Origin of the sequence: Thermoflexus sp. (genome assembly GCF_034432235.1) — a bacterium.
Lineage (GTDB): Bacteria > Chloroflexota > Anaerolineae > Thermoflexales > Thermoflexaceae > Thermoflexus.
Window position 1 is genome coordinate 44,271 of record NZ_DAOUCJ010000029.1, and the last position, 19,206, is coordinate 63,476.

The window sequence follows — 19,206 nt, forward strand, 5'->3', positions numbered from 1 at the left end:
CCGGGGATTTCCAGCGCACGGATCAGCACCTCGTCCGGCTTGCATTCGACAAGGATCCGTCTGGGGTGCTGGCTCATCGTTCCTCAGGCTGTCCCAAAAATCGTTCCAGATCGAAGAAAAGATCCGCCCCGATGTCCATCAGCTCCTCGATCTCGGTTGCTTCCAGCATCCGAACCCGGGTTTGTGATTCCTTCCAGTAAGTGAAAAACACACCCACTTCCTCTCGCCTGGCTTTTTCAAGAATAGGCAGAAGGAAATAAGGGTTATGGGTAGAAATGAAATACTGATTGGATGAATCCATCGCGATCCGTTCCGCCAGATACTTGGTGTGATATGGGAAAGCATGCGCCTCGGGCTCCTCCAGGATCAGGATCGCGTTCTGGTTCGATTCGATGGCGACGAGGTGAAAGATCAGCCGCTGCAGGGTATCCGAGAGCACCGTATACGGATGAGCGATGATGACTCCATCCACCTCTTTCTGGATTTCGATCCTGGATTCCTGGGGTTTCAACACGATGCGGAGATCGTATTCCTTGAGGAGATCGGCCACGAGCTGGCGCAGGCTTTTGCGGGTGAGCAGAAGCTGCATCAAATTCTCCCCCGCCACAGGGCGCAGGAAATCCGATTCCCGTCCTGGGAACCGGGTCAACGGGCGAAAGCGATAAAACCGGAAGGGGGATGAGGATGGAGGGCTTCCCCCGCCGTTCGCCAGAGCGCCGTCCAGGGAATACCGGTAGGAGAATGCCATCTCGGGGCCTTGGGCATCCAGGCGAAAGAGATCTCCTTCCGCTTTCAGCGTCCATTGATAGGATCCCGCGCGAACCTGAACGGCGCTCTCCACATCCTCGTCATAAAACAAATTGGAAACGGTTTCGCATCGGATCGCCGTTTTCAAATCGCGCTCGTAAGGCACGGAGAAGATCCCCATGGCCTCGAGGAGATTGGATTTCCCGGTATTCGGGGGACCGATGAAGAGGTTCACCCGACGGCAGGGGAGATCCAGCTCCTTGATGGATTTAAAGCGATGAATCTCCAGAGACGAGATCCTCATCGCGCGCCATCCCGTCCGGATTTCCAGATACAGGTCGCCCGGATCCTCTTTTTGAGTATAACCCGGAAGCCGGATCTCCGGTGTCCGAATGGACGCCGCTGGCCTTAAGTTCGGTAAGGCGGGATGGCTCCTTCCCCTTTCCTCAAGTCGCCAGGTGAGGTAGAGAGAAATTTAGGGACGGGTGTGCCCCTCTTGCGCCCTGCTCTGAGAGTTTCCATGGAAAAACCTGCGCCGGCGATCCTGCGGATCAGGGCTCAGGACCCCGGGCGGATGACCACGGGCACGGCGTGTTGCTCGTCTGTCCCATCCGGGAAGGTGCTGCCGAGCAGCCGGCCCCGCCCCCGGGGCTGGACGTAGCCGTCGTTCTGGACGACCCGCGCCCGGAGCACGTGTTCTCCGGTCTCTGGATGCTCCCATCGATAACGCCAGACCGTCCAGACATAGGGTGTGGGCCCCCGGATGAGCTCGGCCTCCTGCCAGCTCCGGCCGTCGTCCACGCTGACCTCCACCCGGGCGATCCCGACCGGGCCGGAGAAAGCGATGCCCCGGATCTCCACGGGCTGCGCCGGGATCATCCCGGAGCCCGGGTGATCGATCCGAGAGTTCGGTTTGATGATGGCTTCCTTCGACCAGCCCTGGGCCTCCCAGTAACCGATATGTTCCCCTCGGATCAGCTCGATGCGGGTGATCCATTTCGGCTGCTTCATGCCGTAACGGCCCGGCCACAGAGCCCGCAGCGGAAACCCGTGCTCCGGGGGCAGGACCTCGCCGTTCATCATGTAAGCCAGAAGGGAATGGGGATCACGGGCCAGGCTCACCGGGATGCTGGTGTGGTAGCCGTCGGCCGCATAGAGGACCACCTCCGTGGCCGTGGACCGCGCTCCGGCCATCTCGAGGAGATCGGCCATGCGCACTCCTTTCCACACGGCGTTGCCGATCAGATCGCCGCCCACCGGATTGCTGATACATTCCAGGGTGCGCATCTCGATGACCGCGGGCATGGAGAGGAGATCCGGGTAGGTCAGGCGGAGCGGGCGCTCCACTTCCCCCGTGATCTCCAGCGTCCAGGCCCCCGCATCCACCCGGGGAACGGTGCCGTATTTCACCTCGTAGAACACGTGGGTAGGGGTGATGGGAACCGAGGATTCGATTTCCCAGCGCTCGGGGCCGGGGAGCTGAACCGGCACCCGGGTGGAAGGGAGGGATTCGTCCGGCGAGGATTCAGGCAGGGGAATCCGACGGGCGCAGGCCGCCGCGGCGGCCCCCAGGGCCCCGCCGATTAAAAATCGCAACACTTCCCGCCGCCGCCAGAGCATTGGAGGCTCCTCCCGCCGTTTGGGAGGGCTGGGGATCAGCCGTGGGATCGATCCCTCAGGGGGGCGATCTTCCAGCGCCCGTAAGCGATGAAGCCGGACAATCCGCCCAGCACCGCGTTCATAAAGATGTTCTGAAACTCACCGCGGGCGAGATGCCATATGGCCGCGCCGATCATGATGAAAACCAGCCCCAGCGCGGCCAGTGGCGTCAGCCGGGTCTGAATCCGAACCACGCCGGGCAGGATCAGGCCGATCCCTGCCAGGATCTCGGCTGTGCCGCTCAGCTGATGCCAGATACGGGGAAGCTCATACATCCAGGCCATCGGAGCGGGCAGGCCCGGCGGCACGATCCAGTGGATGATGCCGGTGATGAAAAAATACACGCCGAGCACAACCTGGAGGAGCCAGAGGATCCCATGGATCATATTTCCCTTCATGGTTTCCCTCCCGTTCGCTCGAGCTGAGGGAAATCGATCCTGTGCCCATGGCTTCTTGCCCCGCATCCATAATATCCGTCCTGCTCTCTTCGTGCTAACCCTTTCACGGGCCCTTCGCTATCGGCCGGACATGCGCAACCGTTCTACCAGCTCCGCCGGCATGCGGGCGGGGGGCAGGCAGCGGGTGCCCACGCACACATAAGCGGCAGGCCATCCGTCCAGCGGGAACCCCTGGGCCTGGATCGCGGGCGCATCCTGGCGGGGATCCATGGGGATCACCACCCGGTGGAAGGGATCCCCGTGCCAGGCCGCCCGGAGCAGCCGCCGGGTCTCCAGGTCCTCGCGGGGGCCGATCACGTGGACTCGCACCGGCTCGGTGATGGCTCGATACACCGCCAGCCCATAGGGGGCCGCCGCGAAATCGTATTTCACATATTCCTGTTCGAAGGCCAGGAGCGTCCGCTCCGCAATCTCCCGAGCCCGGAGATCTCCAGTGAGGTCATACAGGGTCAGGTAGAACTCGGCGGCCGCCGCGTTGTCCTCCAGGGGTTTCTGCCGGATCCGCAACGCGCCGATGGCGTGGGGGTCCTCCGGCCGATCGAAAAAGCCGCCCCCCTCCGGATCGGCCAGCGCCGACTCCAGATAAGGGCGCAGCCGGAGCGCCCGCTCCATAAAGCGCCGCTCCCCGGTCCGCTGGAAGGCGGCCAGGGCGGCCCGGGCGTAGTGGATCTGATCGCCCAGGAGCGGAGGAACGCCCTTCGCGTCCGCCCGTTCCCCATGGATGTCCATGTAATGCACGAGGGCGCCGGTGGAGGCATCGAAGGCCCATTCCCATACGGCGTCGAGGTTCCGGAGGGCCATTTCCTGCAGCCGGTCTTCCTCCAGGATATCCGCGGCGATGAGCAAGGCCAGGGCCATCTGGCTATTCCAGTTCGTGTAGACCGTGCGATCCACCGCCGGCGGGGGGCGCATCGCCCGCTCCCGTCGGGAGAGCGCATAGTATTCTTCGTCCGCGTCCTGGCTTCCCCAGAAGACCTCGCGCTCCGGGTCATAGAGGGTCCGCTGGATATATTCCAGCGCCCGCACGGCCGCCTCTCGGAACCGCTCCTCCTCGAGGACTTCCGCCGCGTAGAGGTAGAGGGGGATCAGGCGGGCGTGATCCTCCAGCATTTTCTCGAAGTGAGGAAGGCTCCAGTCGCGGGTGGTGGAGTATCGGAACCATCCGCCTTCCACATGGTCATACATCCCGCCCTCGGCCATCCCGTGGAGGGTGCGGCGGACCATCTCGGCGAGCCGTTCGTCGCGACACCCGCCGCGGACGTATTCCACCAGCAGGAGGAGGCAGGCCTCCGGGTGGGGGAACTTGGGGGCCTCACCGAAGCCGCCGTAGACCGGATCGTAGGCCCGGGCGATCAGTCCGATCAGGTGCATGGGGATCGTCCATGAGAGCTGGGCGCCGGGTCGGGCGACTGGACGGCTCGCCTCCTGCCGGCGTCGGGCGATCTCCTGGGCCCGGCGCTGGATCTCGGAGCGATGGCTCCGGTAATACTGGAGCACCTGGAGGAGGACCTGGCGCATCTGCATCGGGGGGATATAGGTGGCTCCGGTGAGGATCTCGCCGTCCGGGGTCAGGAAAACTGTGGTCGGCCATCCGCCCATGTTGTAGCGGGCGTTGATGTCCGGCCGCCGGTCGGTGTCCACGCGGATGGGGACGAAATACGTGTTGATGAGCTCTGCGATCTCCGGGTCGGAGTAGGTGCCCGTGTGAACAGGATCGCCGGGGATGCCGCGATCCATCACGTGGCACCAGTGGCACCAGGTGGCGGAGATGCTCAAGAGGATGGGCTTGTCCTGCTCCTGGGCCTCCCGGAATGCGGCCTCGCCCCACTCCCGCCAGCGCACACGGGTCTCGCCCATCCCTGGCCTCCCTCACCGAAGCGCTCATTGAGTTCATCATAAAAGCGAGGGGTTAGGGGTGCAACTTTCCGGGTTTGAGGCGCGTCGAATGCCTTCGACCTTGCCAGCGGGAGCGTCGAAGGAATTCGACCTCGAGGGGCCTTCGGCCTTCTGGCCGGACTCCGCCGGCCAGAAGGCTTTCGCGTCGGCGCAGGCCGACGCCCGGCGCGGAGCGCCTCACAAGGCCGATTTCCATCGGCGCAAAAGGCCTTTCGGCCGGTGGCCGGCCGGCGCCGGCCGGAAAGCATCTTCGCGTCGGCGCGGGCCAACGCGGGGCGTGCCAGCGCTTGAGGAGACCCCTAAGATGAGAGGGTGGGAAGCGCCCAAGGTGCCCCGCATCCCTCATCTGGAAGGGAGGAGAGGCATCGATGGATCCCTCCGAAGAACCTCGCCGGGATTTCCCGGGTGGGCTGCGTTTGCCCGTGTGAGCGACCGGTTATAATGAGAGCCAGAGCGAACCAGGCGGGAGGTCGGGCATGCCTTCCCCATTCCCCGGTATGGATCCCTATCTGGAGCGGCCGGATCTGTGGCCGGACTTCCACAGCAATCTGGCCTCTGAAATTCAGGCTCAGTTGAACCGCCAGATCACGCCGCGTTACTTCGCGCGCCTGTCGGTCTCGATCACATATGAGGTGGTGGAGATCGGGGAGGCCCATATCGTGCGGCCGGATGTCTCGATCCATCAGCTTTCCCCTTCTTCGGAGGCGGGGACCTCCGTAGCCATCCCGCCGGCCCCCGTGAAAAGCCGGATCCCCCTGGAGGTGCCGTTGCGTCTTTACAGCGTCGGGATCCGTAAGACGGACACCGAACAGCGGGTGACGGTGATCGAGATCCTCTCGCCGGTGAACAAGCGGGTCGGGATGAGGCCCACGCCGACTACCTGCGCAAGCGGCGGGATCTCTTGCGGTCCGCGGTTCATCTGCTGGAAATCGATCTGCTGCGGGGCGGGGAGCGCCCGCCCCTGGAGGACCCGGTGCCTCCTGCTCCCTATTACGTGATCCTGAGCCGGGCAGACCGCCGGCCGACGGTGGAGGTGTGGCCGATCCGGCTGATGGATCCGCTGCCGGTGCTTCCGGTTCCGCTGCTGGAGCCTGATCCAGATGTGCCGCTGGATCTGGGGGCGGCGGTGGCGACGGTCTACGAGCGCGGGGCTTACGGGGTGCAGATCGATTACCGTCAGCCTCCTCCCCCGCCCCCCTTCTCGGAGGAAGAGATGGCCTGGCTGGATGCCCGGTTGCGGGAACGGGGCTATCGATAGGCCAACCGGGACGGTCGGGCTCCGTAGAAGCGTTTGGGAACCGCTGTGGAGCGAGCCCCAAGTAGCTCCTGTTTATGAAGCGACGGCCGCCGCCTGGCGTTCCATCTCCGCCCGCTGGCGGCGCAGCTCCGCCAGGGTCTTCTCGGTCGCTTCCATCAGGGCCATCAGCTCCTGGCTGGAGCGATCGAAGGCCCGCCCCAGCACCCGCAGGAACAGCATCAGGATCCCCAGCCCCCGCTGGACGTCGGGATCCCCCAGCGCCTTCACCAGGGAGACCGGCCCCATGCGGGGCAGCTCCTTCATGCGCTCCGGCGTCAGCTCCCGGTTCAGCTCCTCCACCAGGCGGCTCATCATCACCGTGATCAGGGTGGGCTCCACCATCTCCACCACGTGGAGCAGATACGCCATGTTGGCCCCGATCTTCAACAGACGGGGGTCCATCAAATAGGACAGGGAATCGGGGAGCAGCTCCACCACGTCCTCGAGGAGGGTCAGCGCCCCGGTCTCGTTCATCCGGATCAACAGGGAAAGGGCCCGTTCCAGGGCTTCCTGGGCCTTCGGGTCCTGAAGGGTTTGCTCTGTCATGGCCGCATGCCTCCTGCCTCGAGTTCAGCTCAGATACGTGGCGAACCACATGGACTCAAAGAGCATCTTGGTCAGGCGGATGGCCTTGCTGCGGCCCAGCACGCCGCAGGAAGGCGGGCCGGACAGATCCAGGATGCGGGTGAAGTCGCACATGGGCAGCACGGCGTCGTCGCCGAAATCCATGATGCACATCGCCACGGGGGTGAAGCTCTCGCCGATGTAGGCGCCCTTGAGCTCGGCCAGGATCTGGTTGGCCACGAACTCCGCCTGGAAGTGGGCGACCACGCCGGCCGCGGGCAGGTTGATGGCCGGGTTCACCATATCCCCGATGGCGAACACATCGGGGTCCGCCATGCACCGGAACGTCTGCGGATCCACCAGCGGGAAGCCGGCCGGGGTGAGCAGCCCGGGGCACATCCCGGCGGAGCTCGGCCGATGCGGCGGGACCATGATCAACAGGTCAAAGGGGATCTCCCGCCCATCCTGGCCGATGAGCCGGCGGCGCTCCGGATCGATGGCCTGGGCGTTGAAATTCCCCTCGAAGCGGACCCCCTTGCTGGACAGGATCTCGGAGATCACGCCGCTGATGGCCGGCCCCATGGCCGAGAGGGGCTGGGGATGCGGATGGGCCAGGATGATTTCCGATTGGCTCCGCAGCCGACGGGCGCGGAGGGCGAAATCCAGCTGCCCGGCGATCTCATAAGGGGCGGGGGGACAGCGGTAATAAGGCCCCGAGACGCCGATCACGATCCGCCCCCCTTCGAACCGCTGGATGGCCTCCCGCATCCGGAGGGCCCCCTCGAGGGTCCAGGGATGATGGGCCACTTCGAAGCCGGGCATGAGATCCGGCTTGATCTCAGCGCCGAGGGAGACCACCATCAGGTCATAGGAGAGCTCTTGCCCGTTCACCCGAACCCGCTTCTCGGGGATGCGGATCTCCTGCACCTCGCCCTGGATCACGCGGACGCCCTTCTTCTCCAGGTTCTTCAGCGGTCGGCGCACCTGTTCCGGCTCTTTGAAGCCCAGGGCCACCCATGGGAAGGAAGGCATGAAGTAGTGATAGGGGCTGCGATCCACCAGGAGGATCTCGTGGTCGGTCCCACGCAGGCCGCGGGCCAGCTTGTTGGCGACCACCAGGCCGCCGCTGCCGCCACCCAGGATCACGATCCTCGCCATCGGTCACCTCCAGGCCGGGAAATCGGAGGGGGAACCTTAGCAGGTTTTCCCCATATCTTTGGATGCAGCCCCCTGGGACCGGTGACATCTCTCCAGAAGGAGATCTGGAGCCTCACTGGGGTTGTTTAAAGAGGGGAGAGAAAAGGGGGTTGCTTTCGGCGGCTTCGGCTCCCGGACAGGTTCCGCGGTTACGCCTTGCCCGGGATGCGGGATCCCCGCAGGCAGCCCTGGGCCTCTGCGAGGAGCGCGCGCCAGGAGGACCAGTCCGGATCCCTGGAGGCTTCCTGGAGCAATCGCTCCATCGCCATACGGCCGGGGAAGGATCCGATGACACCCCAGACGGTGCAGGCCAGGGCGCCGGCGGCGTTGCCCAGAAGGGCGGCCACCTCGGGGCGGGTTCCGCATGCCATGCCGAACAGGAATCCGGCATTGAAGGCATCGCCCGCACCGGTCGTGTCGCTCACCGGAACCCGAAAGGCGGGGACGGCGATATCCTCGCCTTCGCGCCCCAGCAGCCGGCACCCCTGTTCCCCGCGCTTCAGGGCCATCCAGCGCAAGCCCGGGGCTTCGTCGAACCCCCGGCGCGGCTCGGGTCCGAAGAGGATCCAGGCCTCCTTTTCGGTGAGCAGGAGGATGTGTGTCCGATGCAGGGCTCCCCGCACGGCCTCCGGGGCCATCCGGCAGGCCGGCAGCCCGGGGTCCAGGGCGCATCGTAGGCCGTGGGCGGCCGCTTCTTCCAGCAACGCCATGGCTGTGCGGCGCAGGGGGCTTTCTTCCAGGAGGGCATAGCCGGAGAGGTGGAAGAAAGCGGCGCGGCGGAGGCGGGCGCGGTCTTCCTCTCGAAGCGCGGCGAAGCGGCTGGCGCCGCGGTAGGAGAGCATCGTCCGCTCGCCGTCGGGGGTGACGAGGATCGTGATGATTGAGGTGGGGGCTTCAGGGCGTCGCTGTATGCTGCGGACATCCACCCCGCTGGCGGCGAGCTGAGCGCGCACCCATTCCCCCAGGGGATCGATGCCGACGGCGCCGATCAGAGCGGTGGAAAGCCCCAGGGCGGCGGCCACGGCGGCCGTGTTCGCCGCCGACCCTCCGGCCCGGAGGATCATCCGCTGGACGTGGGCATCTCCGCTGGGCTCGGGGAGCCCGGGGAGCGCCAGATAGAGATCCACTGTGACATCGCCGATGGCCAGCAGCTCCAAGGGCGAGCTCGGTCCTTATAGATGGGCGAGTCCCAATAAGGGGAAAGGGCATCACAAGCTCGTGGCCTTCCGCGCCCGGGCCAGGGCGCGGCGCACCGCTTCCGCCGGGGTGGAGACCCGTTCGATCGGCACGGTCACGCCGGGGCGATGGAGGACCCATGTCTCCAGGCCGATCACGGGGATGCCCCATTTGAGGGCCAGGGCGATCTCCGAGAGGGTGCCGAACTCCCCGCCGATGGCGATCACCGCCTCGGCGGCGCGCACGACGAGGGCATTCCGCGCCTCCCCCAGCCCGGTGGGCAGGGGAAGACGCACATAGGGGTTGGCCTCTTCGGGATCGTTGCCCGGAAGGATGCCAACGGTGAGCCCGCCGGCCTCCACGGCGCCCCGGCAGACTGCCTCCATCACCCCGCCGCGGCCCCCGCAGATCACCACCGCGCCGGCTGCCGTTAGCAGCCGCCCGACCTGTTCCGCCCAGGCCTCCTCCTGGGGGGTGGCCTCGCTGCTCCCCACCACCGCGATCCGGATCGGCCGGTCAACGTTCAAGGCGTTCCACTTCATCGGCAGCCCCCCGGCCCAGCTGTCGGGAACGCACGTAGGCGGCCCAGATGGCGCGGGAGATCACCGTGCGGAAGCCGCCCTTCTCCAGGTGATACAGGGCTTCCGCCGTCGTGCCGCCCGGCGAGGTGACCTGATTGCGCAACGCCGCCAGGTGCAGGCCGGACTGGCGAGCGTAGAGGGCGGAGCCGATGACGGTCTGGTAGACCAGCTGCTCGGCCACCCGTCGGGAGAACCCCAGGTGCACCCCGGCGTCCACCATGGCTTCCATAAACAGGAACACATACGCTGGCCCTGTCCCGGTCAGGGCCGTGGCCATATCCAGGTAGCGCTCGTCATCGACGTAGACCTCCTCGCCCATCGCCCGCATGAGGAGGACGGCATGTTCCCGCTGTCGCGGGGTCACCTCTTCCGTGGCCGTCCACACGGTGATCCCCTGACCGATCTGGGCGGGGGTGTTGGGCATGGCGCGGATGATGGCGGGGACCCCCAGGCCCTCCCGCAGGGTGGCGATGCGGACGCCGGCGGCGATGGAGAAGATGAGGGCTTCCGGGCGGATGTGGCCCCGCAGCTCCGGGAGCACGCGAGGGATCACCTGGGGCTTGACGGAGAGGACCACGATCTCGGCCTCGGCCGCCGCTTCCGGGTTATGCGTGGTCGTCCGCACGCCGTAGCGGCCCTGGAGCTCCAGCCCGCGTTCCGGCCGCGGCCCGCTGGCGATGATGTCCTGAGGATCGATCAGGTGATCGCGTAGAAGCCCGCGGATCATCGCCTCGGCCATCACCCCGCTGCCGATGAAGGCGATCCGCGGCAGACGCGCATCCTCCACCATCTGTTTCCTCCCTCCGGATCGAGCTTGCGCCATAAGGGCTTTTTCCAGCGATACACCCCGGATATGGGTCAATATAGGCCGCCTGGAGTTTCCAGCAGGTGGTCGCCTCTCCCCGTACGGTTTCGCTGCGGAGGAGGGTGGCCGTGAAACAATGCTCAGGCGGCATGGCTTCCATCCGCGGATGGCAGGTTGCGTTAAAGTATAGAGGAGGAAGATGAATGGAAGCAAGAAGGAGCCGGCGAAAGCATGGCGCATGTTATAATTACCCATTGCGCAGCCTCATGGGGAGGTTGATCCAAGATGCCCAAGCGGACTTACCAGCCTAAGCGGCGCAAGCGGTTGAAAGTGCATGGCTTCCTGGCCCGCATGCGCACCAAAGGCGGGCGGCGCGTGTTGAAGGCGCGGCGGTTGAAGGGCCGCTGGCGGCTGACGCCCCAATATGAGGGGGCCAAGCGGATTAACTGGAAGGGGAAGTATCGGGGGCCCTCCGGCCGTAAAGACTGAATGTCCCTCGAACCGTGGCTTCGCTGGTTCGCCTGCGTCACCGGAAGGCCATTGAGCGGGTCCTGCAGGAAGGACGCTCCTGGTCCAATGCGCTTCTGAAATTGAAGGCGGCCCCGAATGATCTCGGAGTCACGCGGGTGGCCGTGATCGCCGGGCGCCGTGCCATCGGCAAGGCGGTTCGCCGGAATCGAGCCAAGCGCCTGCTTCGGGAAGCCGCTCGCCTGCATCTCCATGAGATCCAGCCGGGCTGGGATCTGGTCCTCATCGCCCGCCCCGGTTTAATCGGGCGCAAGCGACAGGATGCGGAAGCCGCGCTGCTGGAAGCGCTCGCCCAATTGGGCTTGTTGCGAGAATAGGACGCCGTCTCACGGATCGTGCCTCCTGGGATTGGCAGTGGGAATGGGGATTCCCGGTTATCCTATTTGCAAGCTGGGAGATGCGGATGAGGAAGGGATCGGGATGGCGATGGACCCGTCTGCCGGCCTGGATCGCCCTGGGGCTTATTCGCCTTTACCAGCGGCTGATCTCTCCGCTGCTGCCGCCCAGCTGTCGCTTCTACCCGAGCTGCTCCCAGTATACCTATGAGGCCATCGCCCGCTATGGGCTGCTCCGGGGGGGATGGCTGGGGGTCCGGAGGATCGCCCGTTGTCATCCTTTCCACCCCGGGGGATACGATCCGGTGCCCTGAGGGAGAAGAGATCGGAATGCTTTCGGGGTGAGGGCCTCCCTGAACGGCTGGCGTCCGGCGAAACATCCAGGAGCTTCATTCAGGGTTGCTCCCCTTCTGGGGGTGGAAGTCCGGTTTCCATAACCGCTCTGGAGGACATGTCGTTGAAGGCGACGACGATGTCGTGGAAGACGCTGGGATGGATGGGGGTTCTCCTCACATTGGTGCTTGCCGGTTGTAGCGGCGCGGGATCCAGCTGGCCCGGGATTCAGGTGGCGGGGGATATCCTCTATGTGGCGGATCTCGATCACGTGCTGGCGGTTCAGGCTTCCTCCGGCCAGGAACAATGGCGGTTCCCCCCGAAGGGAGGAAACGCTGGGGCCTGTGGAGGCGCTTACCACGCTGCTCCCGCGGTGCTGGAAGGGTGGGTGATCATCGCGGCGGAGAATCCGGGAACCGGGGAAAGCCGCCTTTGCGGGCTGGTGCGGGGGAACGGAGCGCTCCAGTGGGTGTATCCCCCGTTGGATCAGCCCCCTCTGGGCCCGATTTTTGCGGGTCTGATCACCGATGGGACGCGGGTCTTCGTGGGGACCGGGGATGGATGGATGCTGGCCCTGGAAGGGGCGAGCGGCCGGGTCCTCTGGCGGACCCGTCTCCCGGAGGCGGGTCGGGGTGCGGCCCGGATCTGGGCCACCCCGGTCCTTTCGGGGACCATGGTCATCGTGGGGACAATGGATCATCGCCTGCTGGCCCTGGATGGGGAGAGCGGCGCGCTGCGGTGGCCGGCCCCCTTCCAGGCCCGCGGGGCGATCGCAGGCGCGCTGACGCTGGATGGAGACACGCTGTATGCTGGGGCCTTCGATGATCATCTTTACGCCGTGGATCCGGCCACCGGTCAGGAGCGATGGCGGTTTCGGGCCAACCACTGGGTCTGGGATGGGCCGGCGGTCGCCGGGGACCGGTTGATCGTGGGCGATATGAGCGGCCAGGTGTTCGCGCTGGACCGCCAGGGGCGTCCGCTCTGGCCCCAACCGTTCCAGGCGAACGGGCCGGTTCGCGCCCGACCTCTGGTGGTAGGGAACAGGATTTACGTCGCCGATGAGGCCGGCTGGATCCATCTGGTGAATCTGGAGGACGGGGCGAGGATCAAATCGGTCAGCCTGGCTCCGGGGCGCCTCCTGGCCGCTCCTGTGGCGGTTGCGGACCGGATCGTGGTGGCTCCAACCGGTGGGCCGTTCCGCCTGGTGGCGTTCCACCCGGATCTGACGGAGGCCTGGAAGCTGAGCCGCTAAAGGAGGAAATGGCCCTGAAGGAGTTTTCCCTCCCGCGAAGGGCCTGTTGAATCGTAAGGAGGTTCGATGAATCCCATCACGTTGGTGACGAACCTGCTGTTCTTCCAGCCGCTGGTGAATCTCCTCCTGGTGCTCTATGCCGCTCTGGGCCGGAATTTCGTGCTGGCGATCGTGGCCCTGACGGTGCTGATCCGTCTGTTGCTCTATCCGCTGATGGCCCAGCAGCAACGGGCGGCGAAGAAGATGCAGGAGCTGCAGCCCCGGCTCCAGGAGCTCCAGAAGAAATACGCCAAAGATCGGGAGAAGCTGGCCCAGGAGCAGATGAAGCTCTACAAAGAGGCGGGGGTCAACCCCCTCGGCGGCTGCCTTCCCCTGCTCATCCAGTTCCCCATCCTGATCGCCGTTTACCAGGCCATTATCCACGTCCTGGCCCTCAACCCCATGGCCGTCATTGACCTGGCCAAGCTGCTCTACCGATTCAATGGGTTCCCGGCCTTGGCCACGTTGCTTCCGATCCAGAGCCAGTTCCTGCTCTGGGACCTGGGGCGCCCGGAGCGGATTTTCATCCCGGTAGGGGGGATCCTCATCCCCTTGCCGATCATGACCCTGCTGGTGATCCTCACCACCTGGTGGTCCCAGAAGGTCATGACGCCTCCGAGCACGGATCCCCAGGCCCGCATGACCACCCAGCTGATGAACCTGTATATGCCCCTTTTCTTCGGGTGGATCAGCTATAACCTGGCGGTGGGGTTGAGCATTTACTTTATCGTCACGAACCTGATCTCGGTGATCCAGTTCGCCCTCGTCACGCGGGATTGGCGGGGCTTCCTGGCTCGTCGCTTCCCTCGAGGCCGCGAGATGCCAGCTGCTTCTCCTTCCTCGTCCTCGGGCTCCGCCCCTTCTGTGGAGTCCTCCCGACCGCGCCGGAAGACCCGGGGAGGCCGATGAGGGAATGGAAGTGGAAACCGCGCTTTCCCTCCCTCCATGCCGCGCGGCGGCACCGGGAGGGGAAGGGAAAGGAGGGGGAAAGCCTCTGATGCGGCGGGGCTCTTTCGCCCTCTGGAGCTCACGGAACAAACCCAGGCGGGAAGGGTGAGATGGATATGGAACTGGTGGTCAGCGGACCCACAATTGAGGCAGCGATCCAGGCGGGTCTGGCCCAGCTGGGTGTTCCCCGGGAGGCGGTGGAGATCGAAGTGCTGGATCCGGGGAGCCCGGGTTTTCTGGGCATCGGCGCCCGGGAGGCGCGGGTTCGCCTGGTGGTGCGGGAGACCGCCGCGCCGCTTCCAGGTCCAGCGCCGGAGCAGATTGAGGAGGCGGTCGCTCATGCGATCAGCGGCCTTCTCGCCTCCCTGGGGATCCAGGCGACCCTCTCTGTCGCCCCGGAGACGGTCGAGGGGCCGGAGGAGCGGGGGAATTATTCCATCTGGACGGTGCGGATTGAAGGCCCAACCGCGAGCCGTCTGATCGGCCGTCACGGCCGCACCCTGTATGCCTTCCAGACCCTGGCGCGGGCGATCGTCGCCCGGCGTCTGGGGGCTTTCATTCCTCTGGTCGTGGACATCAACGGTTATCGGGCCAAACGCGCGGAGGCCTTGCGCCGCCTGGCTTTGAAGAAAGCGGAGCAGGTGATGGCCACCGGGCGACCGGTGGAGCTGGAGCCCATGCCGGCCGCCGAGCGGCGGGTGATCCATATGGCCCTGAAGGACCATCCGAAGGTGACCACCTACAGCATCGGCGAGGGGGAGGAACGACGGGTGGTGATCGCGATGCGCTGGACCTCGGAGGGAAATGCGTAATTGGGAAGGCTGCGGAAGGAGCGCCGGGTTTGAGGAGGCAGCCGGTCGGGTTCCCCGCCCCATCATTCTCCCGAATCGGAGCGCCCATGGCTTCTGTGGATTATCTGATCATCGGGCATGTCTGTCGGGATCGAACGCCGTTCGGACCGATGTTCGGAGGGACGGCAGCGTATGCCGGTCGGACGGCGCTGGCCCACGGATGGCGGGTGGGGGTCCTGACCAGCACCGGGCCGGATTGGGATCCCCGGCAGGCCCTGGATGGGGCGCTGGTGATGAACCTCCCGGCGGAGCGGACCACGGAGTTCGAAAATCTCTATACCCCCCAGGGTCGGCGGCAGCGCCTTCACGGGGTGGCGGAACGGCTGCTCCCGGCAGCCGTGCCCCTCGAATGGCGTCATCCCCGCGTGGTTCATCTGGCCCCCGTTGCCGGGGAGGTGGATCCTTCCCTGCTGTTTCTGTTCGAAAACGCTCTCCGGGGGATCACACCCCAGGGCTGGATGCGGGCCTGGGATCGGGAGGGCCATGTCTATCCCCGGCCCTGGATGGAGGCCGAGCAGATCCTCCCCTATGCGGATGCGGTGGTCTTCAGCGAGGAGGACATCCAGGGGGATTGGGCCCTCGCTCGTCGCTGGGCCCGCCAGACCTCCATCTTGGTGGTCACCCAGGCGGCCCGCGGGGCCACCCTGTTCCAGGATGGGATTCCCTATTCGATCCCCGCTTATCCGGTGGAGGAGGTCGACCCCACAGGAGCAGGGGATGTGTTCGCGGCGGCCTTTTTCATCCGGCTTTGGGAAACCCGGGATCCCCTCACGGCGGCCCATTATGCCGCCCGAGTAGCGGCGCTCTCCGTCACCCGTCCGGGCCTGGAAGGAACCCCCCGCCCGGAGGAGATCGAGGCCATCCGGCGGGAGCAGGGTGAGCAGGCGCGAAGCCCATGAAGTCTGGGGCGGGATTCCGGCATGCATCTTCGGGTAAAGCTGTGGTTCAGGAAGGATCGCTGGGGAGAGCAATGCCCGTTTACGCCTTTGCGAACCAGAAGGGAGGAGTCGGGAAGACGACCTCTGCGGTGAACCTGGCCGCCTGTCTGGCGGCGGCCGGGCGTTCGGTGTTGCTCATCGATCTGGATCCCCAGGCCAACGCGACGGCCAGTCTGGGGATCGATCGGAAGAGCCTGAGGGGCTCGGTCTATGAGGTGCTGATCGACGGCCTGCCCATGGCGGAACGGGTTTACCCCACCCGATGGGCGAACCTTCAGCTGGCCCCGGCGAGCGCGGATCTGGCTGGGGCCGAGGTGGAACTGGTGCAGACCTCCCGACGGGAGTTCCGCCTCCGCGATGCTCTGGAGGGCGTTCGATCCGCTTATGATTACATCCTGATCGACTGTCCCCCCAGCCTGGGGTTGCTCACGCTGAACGCCATGGTCGCTGCGGATGCGCTGATCGTGCCGGTGCAGTGTGAATATCTGGCTCTGGAAGGCCTCTCCAGGCTTCTTCAAACGATGACGCGGGTGCGCCAGGGGTTCAACCCGCGGCTGCATGTGCGGGGCTTCCTGCTCACGATGTTCGATGCCCGCTCCCGTCTCGCCCAGCAGGTGGTGGAAGAAGTCCGTCAGCACTTCCCCGGCCGGGTCTTCCAGACGATCATCCCTCGGAGCGTCCGCCTGGCAGAGGCTCCGAGCTATGGCCTGCCCATCATCGTCTATGCTCCTCATTCTCCCGGAGCCATCGCCTATACCGCCCTCGCCCACGAGCTGATGCGGGGCGATGGGCTCTCGGTTCCTCTTCGGGAAGGAGGTGCCCATGGCGCGTAAATTCGGGCTCGGGAAGGGGCTGGAAGCCCTGCTTCCGGCGGGCGAGACGGCGGGCCTGCTGGAAGTTCCCATTGAGGCGATCGAGCCCAATCCGCATCAGCCCCGCCGGCAGTTCGACGAGGCGGAGCTGGAGGAGCTGGCCCAATCCATCCGGGAGCATGGGCTGTTGCAGCCGCTCATTGTGACCCAGACCCAGCTGGAGCCACCGCGATACACCCTGATCGCCGGAGAGCGCCGATGGCGGGCGGCCCGGCGCGCGGGCCTGAGCACGGTCCCTGTCGTGGTGCGGGAGGTGGCTCCCCAGCAGATGCTGGAGCTGGCTCTGGTCGAGAACCTGCAGCGGGCTGATCTGAATCCGATTGAGGAGGCGCAGGCGTATCGCTACCTGATCGAGACCTTCGGCCTGACCCACGAGGAGGTGGCCCGACGGGTGGGGCGGAGCCGGGCGGCGATCACCAACGCCCTGCGTCTGCTTCAGCTTCCCCCCGCGATCCAGGCCCATCTGATCGAAGGGCGCATCACGGAAGGCCATGCGCGAGCGCTGCTGATGCTGAGCAACCCGTCCCAGCAGGAGCTGGTGCTCCGCCGGATCCTGGAGGAGGGATTGAGCGTTCGCGCGACCGAGGAACTGGCCCGCCGCCTGCAGGGCCAGCGCCCCCGAGGGCGGAAGGCTCTCCCGCGGCCCCCCGGCCTGGCGGAGATCGAGAGCCGCCTGCGCCAGGCCCTCGGCACCAAGGTTCGTCTCTCCGCTGGCCGTCGGGGCGGACGCCTTGTCATCTATTACTACTCCGAAGAGGAGCTGGAGGCGGTGGTCCAGCGCCTGTTGGGTTCCGTGTAATCGAGAGCGCCCCTCTGGAAGACGATCGGGAAGCCAGGAGGAGAGGAGGCCAGCGATGCCCAATCCGGCCCTCATCCGCGAGAAGGTCCGACAGGCGATCGGCATCCTGAACGAGAAGGGGATCGACGCCTGGTTAACATTCGTCCGGGAGACCGGGCAGACGCGGGATCCGGTGCTGGATCTGATCCTCGACCTGAACGTGACCTGGGTCTCCGCATTTCTCCTCACCGCGAAAGGGGACCGGATCGCCATCGTGGGGCGGTTCGATCGGGAGAACGTGGCGGCGCTGGGGGTCTGGGATCCGGTGATCGGGTATGATGAGAGCATCCGGGAGCCCCTGGTGGAGACGCTTCAGCGCCTGAACCCCCGGGAGATCGCCATTAACTATTCGGAAAACGATCCCGCCGCCGACGGGCTCACCCACGGCATGTGGTGCCTCCTCCACCGGATGCTGAGCGGCACGCCGTTTGTGGGCCGTCTCATCTCCGCCGAAGATCTCATCGGGGCGCTCCGGGGTCGCAAGACCCCGCTGGAGGTGGAGGCCATCCGTCGGGCGGTGGAGACGACCGAGGTCCTGTTCGCGGAGCTCGGATCCTTCCTGCGCCCCGGTCGCTCCGAGCGGGAGATCCAGGCCTTTGTCCACGAGCGGATGCGCGCGATGGGTGTGGAGCCCGCATGGGATCCGGATTACTGCCCCATTGTGGCCATCGGGCCGGATGCCCCTGTCGGGCATGCGATGCCCGGGGACCGTTCGGTGACCACCGGGGTGCTGGTCCACGTGGATATGGGGGTCCGGCAGGATGGCTTCTGCTCGGATATGCAGCGGGTTTGGTATGTGTTGCGGGAAGGGGAAGGGGAGCCCCCATTGGAAGTCCAGCGAGCCTTCCAGGCTGTCCGTGCGGCGATCCAGGCGGGGTTCCAGGCGCTGCGCCCGGGCGTCCAGGGGTGGGAGGTGGACGCTGCCGCGCGCCGCACCCTCACCCAGTGGGGGTATCCGGAGTATCTGCACGCCCTGGGTCATCATATCGGGCGGACCGTCCATGATGGCTCGACCGTCCTAGGGCCCCGGTGGGAGCGCTACGGGCAGACGCCCTATGGGGTTGTCGAAGCCGGGAATGTCTTCACGCTGGAGCTGGGCGTGAAGGTGCCCGGATATGGTTACATCGGGCTGGAGGAGGATGTGCTGGTCACCCCGCGAGGCGCGGAGTGGATCAGCCATCCCCAGGCCGAGCTCTGGGTGATCCGACCGTGAAGGAACCGGGTTACGCGGATCTGGATGATGCGGCCCTTTTAGCGCGGATCGCCGGCGGCGATGAGCAGGCGCTGGCCGCTCTCTACGACCGGCATGGGGCCCGGGCGTTTTCCCTCGCCCTTCGCATCCTGGGCGACCCGGAGACGGCGGAGGAGGTGGTCCTGGATGTGTTCTGGAGCATCTGGCAGCACGCGGGCGCTTTCATGCCGGAGCGGAGCCGTTTTACCACATGGCTTTACGCCATGGTTCGCAACCGGGCCATCGATCAGCTCCGCCGCCGGCGCGCCCGGCCGTCCCGGGTGCATGAAGTCGAGCCGGAATCCATAGAGGCGGCGGCTGCGGATCCGGCGGTGGAAGCCCTGGCGGAGGCGGAAGAGCTGGCCCGGGCTGTCCGCGAGGCGATGGCGGCCCTTCCGGAGGCACAACGCCGGGTGCTGGAGCTGGCCTATTTCCGGGGATGGTCCCATCGGGAGATCGCGGAGTATCTGGGGGAGCCGCTGGGCACGGTGAAAAGCCGCCTGCATCTGGCGCTTCGGAAACTCCATGACTGGCTGGCCGAACGCGGTTTGCTGTCCTGATTGAGAAAGAGATCGCAGGGTCGGGACCTGGGAGGCGCCCTGGCTCCGAGATCGCTCTTCCCCCTCGCGCCGCCGGGGAAATCCGGGCGATCCCTGGTGAA

21 protein-coding genes and 1 pseudogene are annotated in these 19,206 nt (G+C 65.8%); 13 read left to right on the forward strand and 9 right to left on the reverse strand.

The window, feature by feature from the left end; genetic code table 11:
* Positions 1-73: 73 nt before the first annotated feature.
* The 4 genes from VAE54_RS03225 to VAE54_RS03240 form a co-directional block, all read right to left on the reverse strand.
* Positions 74-1,051 (reverse strand): AAA family ATPase, encoded by a 978-nt coding sequence (locus tag VAE54_RS03225; protein ID WP_322800494.1) that lies wholly within the window; start codon positions 1,049-1,051, stop codon positions 74-76.
* 254 nt (positions 1,052-1,305) lie between these two features.
* A complete protein-coding gene (locus VAE54_RS03230) occupies positions 1,306-2,367 on the reverse strand; it encodes a molybdopterin-dependent oxidoreductase (RefSeq protein ID WP_322800495.1) in 1,062 nt (353 codons plus the stop codon).
* A 35-nt stretch (positions 2,368-2,402) separates the two neighbouring features.
* Positions 2,403-2,804: a DoxX family protein gene (locus VAE54_RS03235; RefSeq protein ID WP_322800496.1), complete on the reverse strand. Its 402-nt coding sequence runs from the start codon at positions 2,802-2,804 to the stop codon at positions 2,403-2,405.
* 117 nt (positions 2,805-2,921) lie between these two features.
* Positions 2,922-4,721: a thioredoxin domain-containing protein gene (locus tag VAE54_RS03240; protein ID WP_322800497.1), complete on the reverse strand. Its 1,800-nt coding sequence runs from the start codon at positions 4,719-4,721 to the stop codon at positions 2,922-2,924.
* A gap of 515 nt (positions 4,722-5,236) precedes the next feature.
* Here VAE54_RS03240 and VAE54_RS03245 point away from each other — a divergent pair.
* Together VAE54_RS03245 and VAE54_RS03250 are read left to right on the forward strand one after the other, a co-directional pair.
* A complete protein-coding gene (locus VAE54_RS03245) occupies positions 5,237-5,758 on the forward strand; it encodes a DUF4058 family protein (protein WP_322800498.1) in 522 nt (173 codons plus the stop codon).
* Positions 5,662-6,018 (forward strand): DUF4058 family protein, encoded by a 357-nt coding sequence (locus VAE54_RS03250; protein ID WP_322800499.1) that lies wholly within the window; start codon positions 5,662-5,664, stop codon positions 6,016-6,018. Before VAE54_RS03245 ends, VAE54_RS03250 begins: the two co-directional genes overlap by 97 nt.
* Positions 6,019-6,090: 72 nt before the next feature.
* Here VAE54_RS03250 and VAE54_RS03255 read toward each other — a convergent pair whose 3' ends face one another.
* The 5 genes from VAE54_RS03255 to proC all read right to left on the reverse strand — a co-directional run bounded on the left by VAE54_RS03255 (position 6,091) and on the right by proC (position 10,365).
* A complete protein-coding gene (locus VAE54_RS03255) occupies positions 6,091-6,603 on the reverse strand; it encodes a DUF1641 domain-containing protein (protein WP_322800500.1) in 513 nt (170 codons plus the stop codon).
* A 24-nt stretch (positions 6,604-6,627) separates the two neighbouring features.
* Positions 6,628-7,779 carry an NAD(P)/FAD-dependent oxidoreductase gene (locus VAE54_RS03260; RefSeq protein ID WP_322800501.1) on the reverse strand — a complete coding sequence of 384 codons (1,152 nt, stop codon included), beginning with the start codon at positions 7,777-7,779 and terminating at the stop codon, positions 6,628-6,630.
* A gap of 188 nt (positions 7,780-7,967) precedes the next feature.
* Complete coding sequence (locus tag VAE54_RS03265; RefSeq protein ID WP_322800502.1) at positions 7,968-8,975, reverse strand: carbohydrate kinase family protein; 1,008 nt, start codon at positions 8,973-8,975, stop codon at positions 7,968-7,970.
* Between the two features lie 51 nt (positions 8,976-9,026).
* Positions 9,027-9,536 carry a TIGR00725 family protein gene (locus VAE54_RS03270; protein WP_322800503.1) on the reverse strand — a complete coding sequence of 170 codons (510 nt, stop codon included), beginning with the start codon at positions 9,534-9,536 and terminating at the stop codon, positions 9,027-9,029.
* Positions 9,511-10,365 (reverse strand): pyrroline-5-carboxylate reductase, encoded by an 855-nt coding sequence (gene proC / locus VAE54_RS03275; RefSeq protein ID WP_322800504.1) that lies wholly within the window; start codon positions 10,363-10,365, stop codon positions 9,511-9,513. Before proC ends, VAE54_RS03270 begins: the two co-directional genes overlap by 26 nt.
* Positions 10,366-10,665: 300 nt before the next feature.
* On the opposite strand from proC, the pseudogene rpmH reads away from it, so the two are divergent.
* The 11 genes and pseudogenes from rpmH to VAE54_RS03330 all read left to right on the forward strand — a co-directional run.
* Positions 10,666-10,797: pseudogene (rpmH, locus tag VAE54_RS03280) on the forward strand (50S ribosomal protein L34); the annotation flags it as partial.
* 86 nt (positions 10,798-10,883) lie between these two features.
* Complete coding sequence (rnpA, locus tag VAE54_RS03285; protein WP_322800505.1) at positions 10,884-11,225, forward strand: ribonuclease P protein component; 342 nt, start codon at positions 10,884-10,886, stop codon at positions 11,223-11,225.
* Between the two features lie 86 nt (positions 11,226-11,311).
* On the forward strand, positions 11,312-11,557 hold the full coding sequence (gene yidD, locus VAE54_RS03290; protein ID WP_416223764.1) for a membrane protein insertion efficiency factor YidD: 246 nt from the start codon (positions 11,312-11,314) through the stop codon (positions 11,555-11,557).
* 137 nt (positions 11,558-11,694) lie between these two features.
* Positions 11,695-12,828 (forward strand): PQQ-binding-like beta-propeller repeat protein, encoded by a 1,134-nt coding sequence (locus tag VAE54_RS03295; RefSeq protein WP_322800506.1) that lies wholly within the window; start codon positions 11,695-11,697, stop codon positions 12,826-12,828.
* A gap of 66 nt (positions 12,829-12,894) precedes the next feature.
* Positions 12,895-13,776 carry a YidC/Oxa1 family membrane protein insertase gene (locus VAE54_RS03300; RefSeq protein ID WP_322800507.1) on the forward strand — a complete coding sequence of 294 codons (882 nt, stop codon included), beginning with the start codon at positions 12,895-12,897 and terminating at the stop codon, positions 13,774-13,776.
* 149 nt (positions 13,777-13,925) lie between these two features.
* Positions 13,926-14,627 (forward strand): RNA-binding cell elongation regulator Jag/EloR, encoded by a 702-nt coding sequence (gene jag, locus VAE54_RS03305; RefSeq protein WP_322800508.1) that lies wholly within the window; start codon positions 13,926-13,928, stop codon positions 14,625-14,627.
* An 86-nt stretch (positions 14,628-14,713) separates the two neighbouring features.
* Complete coding sequence (locus VAE54_RS03310; protein ID WP_322800509.1) at positions 14,714-15,565, forward strand: PfkB family carbohydrate kinase; 852 nt, start codon at positions 14,714-14,716, stop codon at positions 15,563-15,565.
* 71 nt (positions 15,566-15,636) lie between these two features.
* The gene (locus VAE54_RS03315) at positions 15,637-16,437 is read left to right on the forward strand and encodes a ParA family protein (RefSeq protein ID WP_322800510.1); all 801 of its coding nucleotides are present in this window, start codon (positions 15,637-15,639) and stop codon (positions 16,435-16,437) included.
* Positions 16,427-17,275, forward strand: a complete 849-nt coding sequence (locus VAE54_RS03320; protein WP_322800511.1) for a ParB/RepB/Spo0J family partition protein — start codon at positions 16,427-16,429, stop codon at positions 17,273-17,275. The genes VAE54_RS03315 and VAE54_RS03320 overlap by 11 nt, the downstream gene beginning before the upstream one ends.
* A gap of 55 nt (positions 17,276-17,330) precedes the next feature.
* On the forward strand, positions 17,331-18,527 hold the full coding sequence (locus VAE54_RS03325; RefSeq protein WP_322800512.1) for a Xaa-Pro peptidase family protein: 1,197 nt from the start codon (positions 17,331-17,333) through the stop codon (positions 18,525-18,527).
* Positions 18,524-19,105: an RNA polymerase sigma factor gene (locus VAE54_RS03330; RefSeq protein ID WP_322800513.1), complete on the forward strand. Its 582-nt coding sequence runs from the start codon at positions 18,524-18,526 to the stop codon at positions 19,103-19,105. The genes VAE54_RS03325 and VAE54_RS03330 overlap by 4 nt, the downstream gene beginning before the upstream one ends.
* Positions 19,106-19,206 lie beyond the last annotated feature (101 nt).